At 65.5% G+C, this 12,351-nt stretch carries 10 protein-coding genes and 1 pseudogene; 5 read left to right on the top strand and 6 right to left on the bottom strand.

Features of this window, described 5'->3' with window-relative positions; translation table 11 throughout:
* Positions 1-146: 146 nt before the first annotated feature.
* Positions 147-746: a TetR/AcrR family transcriptional regulator gene (locus ACFFIC_RS16900; protein ID WP_377052433.1), complete on the bottom strand. Its 600-nt coding sequence runs from the start codon at positions 744-746 to the stop codon at positions 147-149.
* A gap of 91 nt (positions 747-837) precedes the next feature.
* Here ACFFIC_RS16900 and ACFFIC_RS16895 point away from each other — a divergent pair, with 91 nt between their 5' ends.
* The 3 genes from ACFFIC_RS16895 to ACFFIC_RS16885 are packed head-to-tail and all read left to right on the top strand — an operon-like array spanning position 838 to position 4,638.
* A complete protein-coding gene (locus tag ACFFIC_RS16895; RefSeq protein WP_377052431.1) occupies positions 838-1,332 on the top strand; it encodes a (2Fe-2S)-binding protein in 495 nt (164 codons plus the stop codon).
* Entirely contained in the window at positions 1,329-2,387 is a 1,059-nt protein-coding gene (locus ACFFIC_RS16890) for an FAD binding domain-containing protein (RefSeq protein WP_377052429.1), read from the top strand. Before ACFFIC_RS16895 ends, ACFFIC_RS16890 begins: the two co-directional genes overlap by 4 nt.
* Positions 2,380-4,638: a xanthine dehydrogenase family protein molybdopterin-binding subunit gene (locus tag ACFFIC_RS16885; RefSeq protein WP_377052427.1), complete on the top strand. Its 2,259-nt coding sequence runs from the start codon at positions 2,380-2,382 to the stop codon at positions 4,636-4,638. The genes ACFFIC_RS16890 and ACFFIC_RS16885 overlap by 8 nt, the downstream gene beginning before the upstream one ends.
* Positions 4,639-4,816: 178 nt before the next feature.
* Here ACFFIC_RS16885 and ACFFIC_RS16880 read toward each other — a convergent pair whose 3' ends face one another.
* From ACFFIC_RS16880 to ACFFIC_RS16865, 4 genes are all read right to left on the bottom strand, one after another.
* Positions 4,817-6,718, bottom strand: a complete 1,902-nt coding sequence (locus ACFFIC_RS16880) for a putative bifunctional diguanylate cyclase/phosphodiesterase (protein ID WP_377052425.1) — start codon at positions 6,716-6,718, stop codon at positions 4,817-4,819.
* Positions 6,715-7,869: an FIST signal transduction protein gene (locus tag ACFFIC_RS16875; RefSeq protein ID WP_377052423.1), complete on the bottom strand. Its 1,155-nt coding sequence runs from the start codon at positions 7,867-7,869 to the stop codon at positions 6,715-6,717. Before ACFFIC_RS16875 ends, ACFFIC_RS16880 begins: the two co-directional genes overlap by 4 nt.
* Positions 7,870-8,653: 784 nt before the next feature.
* Positions 8,654-9,535, bottom strand: a complete 882-nt coding sequence (locus tag ACFFIC_RS16870) for a DMT family transporter (RefSeq protein WP_377052421.1) — start codon at positions 9,533-9,535, stop codon at positions 8,654-8,656.
* 440 nt (positions 9,536-9,975) lie between these two features.
* Positions 9,976-10,566, bottom strand: coding sequence for a TetR/AcrR family transcriptional regulator (locus tag ACFFIC_RS16865; RefSeq protein WP_377052419.1), 591 nt, complete (start codon positions 10,564-10,566; stop codon positions 9,976-9,978).
* 76 nt (positions 10,567-10,642) lie between these two features.
* Here ACFFIC_RS16865 and bdcA point away from each other — a divergent pair, with 76 nt between their 5' ends.
* A complete protein-coding gene (gene bdcA, locus ACFFIC_RS16860; RefSeq protein ID WP_377052417.1) occupies positions 10,643-11,356 on the top strand; it encodes an SDR family oxidoreductase in 714 nt (237 codons plus the stop codon).
* Between the two features lie 156 nt (positions 11,357-11,512).
* Positions 11,513-12,025 carry an NADPH-dependent F420 reductase gene (locus tag ACFFIC_RS16855; RefSeq protein WP_377052415.1) on the top strand — a complete coding sequence of 171 codons (513 nt, stop codon included), beginning with the start codon at positions 11,513-11,515 and terminating at the stop codon, positions 12,023-12,025.
* Here the strand turns inward: ACFFIC_RS16855 and ACFFIC_RS16850 are convergent.
* Positions 11,980-12,351, bottom strand: a pseudogene (locus ACFFIC_RS16850) (IS5 family transposase); the annotation flags it as partial. The gene ACFFIC_RS16855 and the pseudogene ACFFIC_RS16850 overlap by 46 nt on opposite strands.

Below are 12,351 nucleotides of genomic sequence, written 5' to 3'. Positions count from 1 at the left end.
AATGCCCGGCCAGCTTACCCCAGCAGGAGTGAGGGGCGGGCCATCCCATAAATTTCCGACAGTTCCAGGGCAGCAGGGTGAGATGCGGACCTACAATGCCGCCGTGACCACGCAGCGCCCTCCTACCCCCAGATCACGTACCTTCGTCAGGCGGCAGCGCTGCCTGGTACCCTGCATAGCCCGTCAACAAACACATCCAATAGCCGCAACACGTTCTCCTGCCAGCCCGGCGCATCGGAGCCATAGCACAAGGCAACCAGCATACGCAGGACGTCACCAGGGCTCACATCATCGCGCAGGTCGCCAGCGGCAATGCCGCGGTTCATCAACCCTCCCACTGCGCCTGTCAGGCGCTCGGAGGAGTAGACAGCCAGTTCCGTCGAGCCACTCGCCACGATGGCCAACGCTGCAACCATGCCCTTCTTGGTCGCGACGAACTCCACGCTTGCGTGCAGCCAGCGCCGCAGGGCCACCACGGGTGCGGGATTGTCTGCCATCTGACCGGCAAACTCCACAAGCTGCTCGACCTCCCGACGGTAGACGGCCTCGAACAAAGCCTCACGGGTCGGGAAGTGGCGGTAGAGCGTCCCAATGCCGACACCGGCCTCGCGGGCGACAGCCTCGAGGCTGGCGTCCGGCCCTCCAGCCCCCAGGACGATTTTTGCTGCTTCCAGCACGCGCTCCCGGTTGCGCGCCGCATCAGCTCGCAGACGTCTGGGTTTGATCGTTGACAGCTCCCTCAACATTTTCCCCCTTGAAAACGGAGGACCCCTCCGTATAACATTAGGCGTGCTTCCGGGGTAGCGACCGGATGCATCTGTCTCATCGGATCGTCGCATGACCCTGTCAATTTCTCTCACCCTCAACGGCACCTCAGAAGTCATCGCTCTCGAGGATCCTCGGGTCACGCTGCTGGACCTTCTGCGGGAGCGCCTTCACCTCACCGGCACCAAAAAGGGCTGCGATCGTGGGCAGTGCGGTGCCTGCACGGTTCTTCTCGACGGGCGCCGGACCAATGCCTGCTTGGTGCTCGCAGTGGCGCAGGACGGCGCTGCCGTGACCACGATCGAGGGGCTGGCGGTGGGCGGCCAGCTGCACCCCGTGCAGCAGGCCTTTATCGAGCATGACGGCTTCCAGTGCGGATTTTGCACCCCGGGCCAAATCATGAGCGCGGTCGGGCTTCTCGCCGAAGGGCAGGCGGGAGACGACCCCGAGCGGGTACGGGAGGGCATGAGCGGCAATCTCTGCCGCTGCGGTGCCTATGCTGGCATCACGGAAGCCGTGCTGGACGCCCAGGCGCGCATGACCGACGACCAGAGGGACGCGGCATGAACACCTTCGAATTCCTCCGTCCCACCACGATCGCCGAGGCGGTTGCCGCCGCTGCCGTACCGGGCGCCGCCTACCACGCCGCCGGCACCAACCTGCTCGACCTCATGAAGGGCGGCGTGATGCGTCCCGGGCGGCTGGTGGACGTGAACCGCATCCCGGGGCTCGACCGGATCGAGCATGCGGCGGATGGTGGCGTGCGCATCGGCGCCCTCGTGCGCAACGCCGACCTCGCCCATGACGCCCTCTTCGCCCAGCGCTTCCCAGCGGTGGCGGAGGCGCTGCTCTCCGGCGCCTCCGCGCAGCTTCGCAACGCCGCCACCGTCGGCGGCAACTTGCTGCAGCGGACCCGTTGCCCGTATTTCTATGACGCCGACAGTGCCTGCAACAAGCGAGCGCCCGGCACCGGCTGCGACGCACGCGGCGGCGAGAACCGGCTACACGCGGTGCTCGGCTGGAGCGATGCCTGCATCGCCACCCATCCGTCCGACTTCTGCGTGCCGCTCGCTGCCCTCGGTGCCATCGTGGAAGTGGTGGGGCGTGACGGCGCGCGGGACGTGCCGCTGAACGGGTTCCACCGCCTGCCCGGTCACGCACCAGAGCGCGAGACGGCGCTGGCGCCTGGCGACCTCGTGGTGGCGGTGCGCCTTCCGGCTGAGTCGGCGGCCTTCGCCTCCCATGCCCGCTACCTGAAGGTGCGAGAGCGCACCTCCTATGCCTTTGCCGTGGTCTCGGCCGCCGCGGCCCTGCGGATGGAGGACGGCAGGATCGCTGAGGCGCGTATCGCCCTCGGCGGCGTCGCCCTGAAGCCCTGGCGCGCTGAGGCGGCAGAGGCGGCGCTGGCGGATGCGCGGCCTACGGAGGACGCGTTCCGCCAGGCCGCGGAGGTGGCCCTCACAGAGGCCCGCCCCTCCGGTGACAATGCCTTCAAGATCGAGCTGGCGCGGCGGATCGTGGCGCGCGCCCTGTTGCTGGCCGCCGCCGGGACTCCCGAGCGCATCCCCGCCCTTCCTGCCTCTCCTTTTGCATCCGCCCCAGGAGGCCTGGTCCATGTCTGACATCGCCCTCACCTCCGACGCCGCGCATCTCCGCCAGGGGTCGAGCATCGGCCAGCCGCTAACCCGGCGCGACGGCCCGCTGAAGGTCACGGGAGCGGCCCGCTATGCCGCCGACAACCATCCGGACGGCATGCTCTTTGCCGTGCTCGCCGTCAGCAGCATCGCGCGCGGCCGGGTCCTTGGCCTGGATGTCGCGGCGGCCAAGGCGCATCCGGGCGTGGTGGAGGTGATGACCTCCACCAACCGCCCGCCGCTCGCCGGTGATCCGGAGGCGAAGGACTCGCCGTTCATGTTCCGCATGGAGGTGCTGCAGAACGACCTTGTTCGCTACCCGCAGCAGCCGATCGCCGTGGTGATCGCCAAAACGCTGGAGGCGGCGACGGAGGGCGCCTTCCTGCTGACGCCGCGCTACGAGGCACAGATGCCGCGCGTCGGGCTGGATGGCGCCGAGGTTTTCGTCCCGGATAGCGTGGGCGTCGGCAAGCCCTCCGCCATGCAGCACGGGGATGTCGAAGCAGGGCTGGGCGCCGCGAGCTGCCGGATGGACGCCACCTACGATACACCCGCGCAGTACCATAACGCGATGGAGCCGCACGCCATCGTGGCATCCTGGAACGGCGACACCCTGTTACTCGACACGCCGAGCCAGGGAATGGCGATGGCACAGGCGCGGCTTGCCACGCTCTTTGGCATTCGGCCCGGGGATATCCACATCCGCAGCCCTTTCCTGGGTGGTGGCTTCGGGTCCAAAGGCCTGGTGAACGGGCCGCAGGTGCTGGGCATCCTCGCCGCACGCCTGGTTGGCCGGCCTGTGAAACTCGTTCTGCGGCGTGAGCAGATGTACGGCCCCGTTGGCCACCGCGCGCCAACGCGGCAGATGATCCGCATGGGCACGGATGCGGAGGGCGGCTTCACCGCCATTGCGAACCATGTGCGCACCGCGACCAGCACCTATGATGACTTCATCGAGCCCGCCGGAGACGTGGCGCACACGCTTTACGCCACCCCTGCCCTGGCCACGAGCCACGAGGCCGTCCGGCTCGACACCGGCACGCCAATGTTCATGCGCGCGCCCGGCGAGGCGTCCGGCTCCATCGCGCTTGAGAGCGCGGTGGACGAGATGGCGGAGGCGTGTGGGATGGACCCACTAGCCTTCAGGCTGAAGAACTATGCGGAGGTGGAGCCGGCCTCCGGCAAGCCCTTCTCCTCCAAGGCGCTACGCGAGTGCTATGCCCAGGGCGCCGCACGTTTCGGCTGGTGGGAGCGGCCCGTGCGGCCACGCCAGATGCGCGACGCGGACGGGCTGCTGGTCGGCTGGGGCATGGGGACCGCGACCTTTCCGGCGCTGATGTTTGCCGGGAACGCCCGGGCGACCCTGCGCGCCGACGGCACAGGCCTTGTGGAAACCGGCGCCCACGACATGGGGCAGGGCGCCTGGACCGCGCTGGCCCAGGTGGCCGCGGATGGGCTGGGACTGCCACTGGACCGGCTGGAGTTCCGGTCCGGCACGTCCGACCTGCCGGATGCGGGGATCGCTGGCGGTTCGGCGCATATGGCGACCGTCTCCACCGCCATCCACAAGGCGGGTGGTGAGGTGATCGCCAGGCTGGCCGAACTCGCGATGGGCGATGAGCGCTCACCGCTGTTCGGCGCGGGCAACATGGGCGTGATCGCGCGTGGCGGAAGGCTGCACCGCCTGGACGACGAGGGGCGGAGCGAGACCTATGCCGAGATCCTGGTCCGCGCCGGACTTTCGGAAATCGAGGGGAATGGAACCGGCACGGCGGACCCGGCGGCACAGAACGCCTTTGCTATGCACGCCCACGGGGCAGTGTTCGTGGAGGTGAAGGTCGATCCGGAGTTTGGCCAGATTCGCGCAACGCGGGTCGTGGGGGCCTTCGCGGCCGGCCGGGTGATCAACCCGCGGATGGTGCGCAGCCAGTATTATGGCGGCATGATCTGGGGCGTCTCCTTCGCGCTGCACGAGCACGCGGTGACGGACCGGCGTTCGGGCCGGATCATGAACGCCAACCTCGCCGAGTACCATGTTCCGGTGAACGCCGACGTTCCCTCGCTGGAGGCGATCCTGGTCGAGGAGCACGATCCGCATGTGAACCCGCTGGGCATCAAGGGCGTGGGCGAGATCTCTATCACCGGCACAGCGGGGGCAGTGGCCAATGCCGTATGGCACGCGACCGGGGTGCGGGTGAGGCGCTTCCCGATCACGCTGGAGGCACTCATCGAGGCATGAGAGCGCATTGCGTCGCAGGGCATCAGGAGGGTGAAGCAGCCTTGTGATCGGTCACGGCTTGAGTGCTTCCTTTCCGATTGCCCTTAAATCCATCGTCAGTAGCTGCGGTGCACCATCAAACCCCGGGTATGCTTCAGCGCCGCATCGGGATCCCTGCTGCACCACGGTGGAGGCCCGCTCAAGCGCAGGCAAAAGAATGTGGGCCGGGACCCTGGACGGAAAGTAGTTCCAGCGCCTCTTTCCCTGTCATTGGGCGTCCGAAAAGATAGCCTTGTGCTTCCGTACAGCCCTCAGCGCGAAGCTGCGTAAGCTGCTCCGCAGTCTCTACGCCCTCCGCGGTTGTACGCATGCCCAAGCTCCGGCCCAGACCAGAGATGGCGCTGACAATCGCCTGCGCGCCGCCTTGAGATGTCAGATCTCGGATGAAGGATTGATCGATCTTGATCTTATCGAAAGGAAAGCTTCGCAGGTAGCTCAAGGATGAATAGCCAGTCCCGAAATCATCCATCGAGATACGGACACCAAGGCGTTGCAGCCGGCGCAGAATGCCGAGAGTGGTGACATTGTCCTGGAGCATGATGGATTCCGTGATCTCAATCTCGAGCCGCGCTCCTGCAAGGCCCCACCTCGCCAGAGCGGCGGTGACGACATCCACCAGTCCAGGAGTACGAAACTGAACCGCCGATACGTTAACAGCAACGGATATGTGTTCTGGCCATTTGGCAGCCTCCTCGCATGCGCGCTCAATCACCCAAGCACCGAGCGGCACGATAACGCCCGTCTCTTCAGCAAGGGGGATGAATTCATTAGGCGGCACCATTCCTCGCTCCGGATGCCGCCAACGGAGAAGAGCCTCGAAACCCGTGATTTCGCGGGTGCCGATCTGAACGAGGGGCTGATAGAAGAGGTCGAACTCACGCTCAACCAAGGCGCGGCGCAGGTCGAGTTCCAGCCGGCGACGGGCCTGCATCCGCGCATCCATCTCGGTTTCGAAAAATCGCCAGGTACCCCGGCCTTCGGCCTTTGCTCGATAGAGCGCGAGATCAGCATTCTTCAGCAACGTCTCGGGCAAGGCGCCGTCCTGAACGCCGATCGCGATTCCGATGCTGACACCGACAGCCACCGTATGGCCCTGGATCTCGTAAGCCTTGCTTACCTCTTCGATCAGCCTCCGCGCCAAGGCGGTTGCTTCCTGCGGCTGCTCCACGCCGACTTGTACGATGGCAAACTCGTCGCCTCCGAGGCGCGCCGCCGTGTCTATTGCACGGATGCAACTGCAGATCCGGGCCGTGACAGCCCGCAACAGCTCGTCACCGACCGCGTGTCCGAGTGTGTCATTCACCGCCTTGAACCGATCGAGGTCGAGGCAGAGCACCGCGAAGCTCTCGCCTCTGTTGGCCCGCGTAAAGCTCTCCTCAAGCCGAGTCCGAAGCCGGCTTCGATTGGCGAGATTCGTCAATGCGTCGTGCTGAGCCATATGCTCGACCTGCGCCTCCGCTTTACGGCGCTCGGTCATATCTTCAAAGGTCAAGATGCACCCACCATCGTTGAGGGCGCGGGTGGTAACGGCAACGATGTGATTGCCGCGAGGCTCCTCAAAATGGTAGGCACTACCGGTTTTGAAAACGCGCCGCCGAACGTCGTAGATTTCCTTCGTCAGGGCGTCCCCGAAGTGCTGTGCCTCGGTGCAGACGGCGACGACATCACGATAGCTCATCCCGACAGAGAGGCTTCCAGGTGGAACGCAGAGCACGTCGCAGAGGCGTTGGTTGGCAACGACCAGCCGCTCGTCCGCATCGTACATGGCGATGCCGAGAGACATGTTATCGAGAGCAGCAGAGAAGCGGTCATTCTGAACTTGCAGGGCTGCGATAGTCTTCCGAAGCTTTGAATTCGCCTCTTCAACTTCCTCTGCCATTAGCCGCATGGCCCGTTGGGTGCGAGTCCGGTCTCGATCGGCTTCTTCATAGCTTTGGCTGACCACCTTAGCGAGATCAGGGAGATTGACCTCGCCTGCGGCGGAGGTGACCTTCGTAAGCTGTGCCGCATAAAGTCGATGCATTCGCCCGTTCTCGCTCAACCAGGAGCTTCAGAAATGACCGTGACGGTCATCGACTGGTTGTGTAGCTCGCAGACACCGCTGATGCGGTGCGGTGCGACTTCACCATACGAATAGAAACCTGTTGTCATCGTGCCAGGTGGAAGACGCGCTGTCGCCGCTTGGATCTCGTCACCGGTCGCCTGCCCCATTGCTAAGCGACGGCCGATGCAGCTGACTAGGATGGCAAGCTGCTGGCGGCTTTCCGCTGTTGGCGGGAGGCTGCTGGACGCGTGGGTGGCCGCTTCGGCCGCGGCCGCGACTAGTTCCTCGAAGCGGCCGTGCATCAGTTGGGCGTTGAAACCCTGCGGGATATCCCCGGCAAACGTCATCGTCTTCGCGTTGCGGTCCACAGCGAGGACAGTGCGTACAACATCATGCTGGGGCTTAGCGGGGTTCCAAACTCGTAGCGGGTAATGCAACCCCGTTCCCGGCAGCCCCGACGCCTCGTCGCCCAGGTACCGCTCATAAAGGTCGAGCGCCGAAATACTGTCTAACTGGAGGAGCAGATTGCTGGCCGACCGGGTGACGAGGCGGCTTGGACCGAAACTTTCCCACCCGCCTCCGCTGCCGTAGCCAAGGCGGATCGCCGAGCCATAGAAGCCAACTGCTGCGACGCGCCCCTCGCGCGGCGTATCGGTACCGACGCCCACCGTCGTTGCCTTGAAGTGTGGCCCATCGCCGGCCAGCCCGCCCGAGATCGGAACGGAAGGACCAAGCACTGCACCGAGGCCGGCGACGAGACTGCTACCGTTGACAAGCAAGCCGTCCGACAGCACGAAAACTCCCGAGAGGTCATCTGCGGCTAGCGCTTGGCCGATTGCCTCGCCGGCAGTTCGGGAATCCGCCGGCCCAGAAATTTCAAAATCAGCCAGGCTCACGCGAGTGGCGGCGAAGCGGACCGCAATGGCTACCAAAACTCCGTCGAGCAACTCATTGCGGGCGATCTGCCCGCCGGTGCTACATCCAATGAAGCACGCCTTAGGGTAAGTACCATGTAGATCCTCAAGCCAAGATCCTTCAGCCAGGACCTCCCGGTCCCCGAAATACAGAACTAGCCCTGCGTCACGGAGATTCGGGGAGCGGCCTACCCAACCGCCGTCTGCAGTCCATGTCCTCTTCTCGCAGAGCACTGACGACTCTCCTGAACTGAACGTAAATTGGTGCGGAGACGTAACTTTATCGATGGTTTGTTAAACAAAGCTTACCTTCGGTGAGCGATGCAGACTGACAGACCGCCGTGGCGCGGGTGCACTCACCCCTGGCGGACGAGCGCTGGGGCGCGATGTCCCTTCAAGCCCTTGCGAGTGGCGAACTCGCCGCCTAACCGGCGCGCGTCAGTCTGTCCGGACCGGATGCGCGGCTGGAACCGGATGCCGTGCAGCCCGTGGCGATGATCCTCCGCGAAATCCCCACGAATGCCGCCACGGGCATTGTCTACTTGTCCGGCGGCAGGCCAAGTTCGCTGGCGCGGCATAAGGTGAGCGGCTTCACGCCACAGTCTGGGCACTCGGCGTCGGGCAGCCGGCCGTCTCCAAGACAGTCGCGCAGCTGAAGGAGCGGCTGCTGCTGCGCTCGACGCGCGGCCTCACGCCAACTAAGGCGGGGCTGCGCTTCCACGAGTGCGCGCGAATTGCGCTGCAGGAGGTGGAGAAAGCCGAGCTTGAGGCACGGGGGGCTGGCGCGGGCCTGTCCGGGCGATCGATTTGGTGTCGGAAGGTATCGATCTGTCGTTGCGGGTGGGCGCGCCCGCCTATTCAACGGCCGTGGCCCGGCGGCTCGCAACCGGCCGACGCCCGGTGATGGCGACGGCGGCCTACCTGGCGCGTGCGGGATGCCCGCAGCTCTTTGCGTTCCGGTGCGCTTGAGTCGGATAGGTTAGTATGCCTTGTGGATGGCTAGCGAACCCTGCTCCATTCAGCGTTCACGAGGTGAAGTACGCCAGAAAATCACCAGATTGCCGAGCAGCGTCAACGCCAGCCCGGCCAGCGCGGCCATGTCCCAATGGTAGCCCTCGAAGAGGGTCGACAGCGACAAGGCCACGACCGGGAACAGCACGGTGGTATAGGCCGCCCGAGATGAACCGATCCGCGAGACCAGCATCAGGTAGGTAGTGAAGCCCACAACCGAGCCGATGACCGAAAGATAGAGCAGCGCGGCGAGGTAGCGCCCGTCCGGAGGGGCAACCAGGGGTGTGCCGGTCAGTCCAATCAAGCCGAGCAGCACCGCCGCGCCGTAGGTCATACCCCAGGCATTGGCCGTCAGCGGCGCAACTCCGGCGGCGCTATTACGGCGCGATGCCATGTTGCCCAGAGAGAAGAACAGCGTGCCGAGGGCTCCGAACGCAATGCCCTTGAGGGTGTCGCCATCCACCCGAACGAGGACGTCGTGCCCGAATAGCAGGAGCAGGCCGGCTACACCGAGCAGCGCCGCAAGCACCGTGCGGGCCGTGATGCGTTCCCCAAAGAACAAGCGCGCGTTGACCGCGTTGTACAGCGTCGCCAGCGAGAAGATGACGGAGACGAGCCCTGAAGGAAGATAGGCTGCGGCGTTGTAGAAACAAATGAAGTTGAAGCTGAAAAGGCAGAGCGCCTGGGCCAGGATGAAGGGCTGGTCCCGCCACCCCGGCAGCGGCAGCCGCCGCAGCGCTGACAGCACCAGCAGCAGGATCACCGCCGCACTTGCGAAGCGGTAGAACACGGAAACCAGCACTGGCACGGATCCCACCTGCCAGGTGATGGCGATCCAGGTGCTACCCCAGATCAGCACGGTGGACAGAAAGAGGAGCGAGTTCTGCATCGACGGGGGCCATAGCACACAGGCGTGCCCTTCGGGCTAGGCTTCACAAAGCACCGGCGGCGCGGTCGAAGTGGAACATAGCAATGCCGACCCTCAGCAAACTGACGAACGGTGTCGGAGATCTGGCAAGGCACCAGGTCGACACCACCAAATCGGGCCGGAAGCAGCACCTCTGCACTTGGATAAATGGCGGGAGCATGCAACCCGCTGGGCAGCTAATCTCTAGCCGCGGGGTTCAACCCGACCCAGGCACTGCATCAGTCCTTAGCCGCCCCTCATAGCCCAAGCGTAACCCGGGCGCTGATCCCTGTTTCGCGCATTATCTGGTTTCCCTTGAGGCACTCGCACGTCGTTGGCCAATCGTTCGCTATGAAAGTCATCTCTCGCGGACGGACGAAGCTCTTGCTGCCGTTGATAGGCGGCGTGGGGTAGTGAGGCGCTCAAGCGGGAAGTGACTGCGCGAGGACCAGGCTGGCAAGGTGGGCGGTCGCGAGGAGGCGGTCCAGGCTGTGTCCACTGCGAGCCTTAGCGGAAAGGCCAGTCATGGTGGTGCAAACAAAGTCCGTCAGGCACTCAGCCTCCTCCGGATGGCGGGCAGCGATGTAGCGGCGGATCACGTCCTCGGCCGCGACGTTCGCGGCACGGGTCGCCTCGCCTGCTTCCGGGTCGTTGCAGCGGGTGCCTTCCAGCACGAGGCAGCCGGTGGCGGCGGGATCGGCGGCGTAGCGCCGGGCGGCGGCCTCCAACAGGGCGGCCAAGGCTTCGGCCACCGGACGATCAGGGCGCAGGATCTCGTCCAGAGGTATGGCCCCGGTGCCACTGTAGCGGCAGAGGACCCGAGCGTAGAGGCCGGACTTGCTGCCGAATGCGGCGTAGAAACTGGGCGGGTTGATGCCGAGGGCCTGGGTGAGGTCGGCGATGCTGACCGCGTCGTACCCGTAGGCATGGAAGAGGCGCTGGGCCGTCGCGACGGCTTGCTCCGGGTCAAAGCGGCGCGGGCGGCCACGGGGGCGCGAAGTATTTGTAGCCATTATTACAAAAAAACCTTGACGGGGTCTCCTGGGGTTTTATGTAGTGCATACTACAGCGAAATGCGAGGAGAGCCTGATGGCCAGTTTCCAGGGTAAGTCCGTTCTGGTGCTCGGCGGGAGCCGGGGGATTGGGGCGGCGATCGTGCGGCGTCTGGCCGCGGATGGCGCTGCGGTGACCTTCACCTATGCTGGATCGCGCGAGGCGGCGGAGCAGGTGGCGGCGGAGACGGGTGCCACGGCGGTCGTGACGGACAGCGCCGACCGGGACGCGGTGATCGCGCGGGTGCGGGACAGCGGGCCACTCGAAGTGCTGGTGGTGAACGCGGGGGTTGGCGCCTTCGGCGATCCGCTGGAGGCGGATCCGGACGCCGTGGACCGGCTGATCCGCATCAACGTGAACGCGCCCTACCACGCGGCGGTGGAGGCGGCGCGGCGGATGCCAGAGGGCGGGCGGATCATCGTGATCGGCTCCGTCAACGGAGATCGGATCCCCTTTCCGGGCCTGTCGGCCTACGCGATGAGCAAGTCGGCGCTGCAGGGCATGGCGCGGGGCTTGGCGCGGGACTTCGGGCCGCGCGGGATCACGGTGAACGTCGTGCAGCCCGGGCCTATCGACACGGACCTGAACCCGGCCGATGGCCCGATGAAGGACCTCCAGCACGCCGTCCTCGCCATCAAGCGTCATGGGCGGCCGGAGGAGGTGGCGGGCATGGTGGCTTGGCTGGCTGGGCCAGAGGCGAGCTTCGTGACCGGGGCGATGCACACGATCGATGGGGGCTTCGGCGCCTGAGTGGACGGGGTGCGGGGCTGGCCGGGGCACCGGCCGCCCCGACCGAGTTCTCTTAACTCACCTCAACGTCCGGCAGTCCCGCATCGCTGCCGGACACCCGAAGCAGCGACGAGCCTTCGTTCTCACCAGTCATCCAGCCCCTGAGGTACACCACCCATGGCGACGATTGGTATTATCGGCGCGGGCGACGTCGGCAGCCATATCGCGCGCGCGGCCATCGCGAGCGGCTACGACCTCGTTATCGCCAATTCGCGCGGACCTGACACGCTGAGCGGGCTCGTTGCCGAGCTAGGACCGCCAGCGGCAGCGTCGACGGCTGCAGGTGCCGCCGAAGCAGGCGACTTCGTCGTCGTCGCTGTTCCCCCTAGGTTGGTGAACGACATGCCCGTGGAAGCGCTCGCGGGAAAGATCGTGATCGACACGAACAACTACATGCCCTGGCGCGACGGCAACTACCCGATCCTCAATTCGGGCGAGAAGACAGAGCATGAGCTACATCAGGAGCAGCTTCCCCGATCCAAGGTGGTCAAGGCTTTCACGCATACCCAGGCTCCCCGGATCATTACCTGGGGCAGACCGCGCGGCTCCCTGGACCGACTAGCCCTAGGTTTTGTGGACACTGACCTGAGGCAGAGGACGGTGGCAGCGAGGGTGACGACGGCGAGGTAGTTCCTTGCGGTCTTCTCGTAGCGGGTGGCGACGCGGCGGAACTGCTTGAGCTTGGAGAAGCAGCACTCGATCGGGTGGCGCTGGGCGTAGAGGTGCTTGTCGAGCGGGTACTTGCGGGCGCGGGACGGATTGCTGGGGATGACGGCAACCGCGCCTTTGGCGGCAATAGCCTTGCGCAGGGGGTCGGCGTCGTAGACGGCGTCGGCGGGCAGGCCTTCGATCAGCGCGTGGGTCTGCGGGCAGTCGCCGCGCTGGCCGCCGGCCAGGAGAAGGCGCACCGGTGCACCAAGACCTCGCACAGCCAAGTGGATCTTGGTGCTCAGGCC

This window comes from Muricoccus vinaceus (genome assembly GCF_042433125.1).
GTDB lineage: Bacteria > Pseudomonadota > Alphaproteobacteria > Acetobacterales > Acetobacteraceae > Roseomonas > Roseomonas vinacea.
The sequence above is the reverse complement of the archived record's forward strand: the minus strand, read 5'-3'. Positions and strand labels throughout refer to the sequence as shown.

Bases quoted from the DNA above. Each gene is read 5' to 3' on its own strand.
- ACFFIC_RS16900 (WP_377052433.1), bottom strand. From the start codon at position 746: ATGTTGAGGGAGCTGTCAACGATCAAACCCAGACGTCTGCGAGCTGAT.
- ACFFIC_RS16895 (WP_377052431.1), top strand. From the start codon at position 838: ATGACCCTGTCAATTTCTCTCACCCTCAACGGCACCTCAGAAGTCATC.
- ACFFIC_RS16890 (WP_377052429.1), top strand. From the start codon at position 1,329: ATGAACACCTTCGAATTCCTCCGTCCCACCACGATCGCCGAGGCGGTT.
- ACFFIC_RS16885 (WP_377052427.1), top strand. From the start codon at position 2,380: ATGTCTGACATCGCCCTCACCTCCGACGCCGCGCATCTCCGCCAGGGG.
- ACFFIC_RS16870 (WP_377052421.1), bottom strand. From the start codon at position 9,535: ATGCAGAACTCGCTCCTCTTTCTGTCCACCGTGCTGATCTGGGGTAGC.
- ACFFIC_RS16865 (WP_377052419.1), bottom strand. From the start codon at position 10,566: ATGGCTACAAATACTTCGCGCCCCCGTGGCCGCCCGCGCCGCTTTGAC.
- bdcA (WP_377052417.1), top strand. From the start codon at position 10,643: ATGGCCAGTTTCCAGGGTAAGTCCGTTCTGGTGCTCGGCGGGAGCCGG.
- ACFFIC_RS16855 (WP_377052415.1), top strand. From the start codon at position 11,513: ATGGCGACGATTGGTATTATCGGCGCGGGCGACGTCGGCAGCCATATC.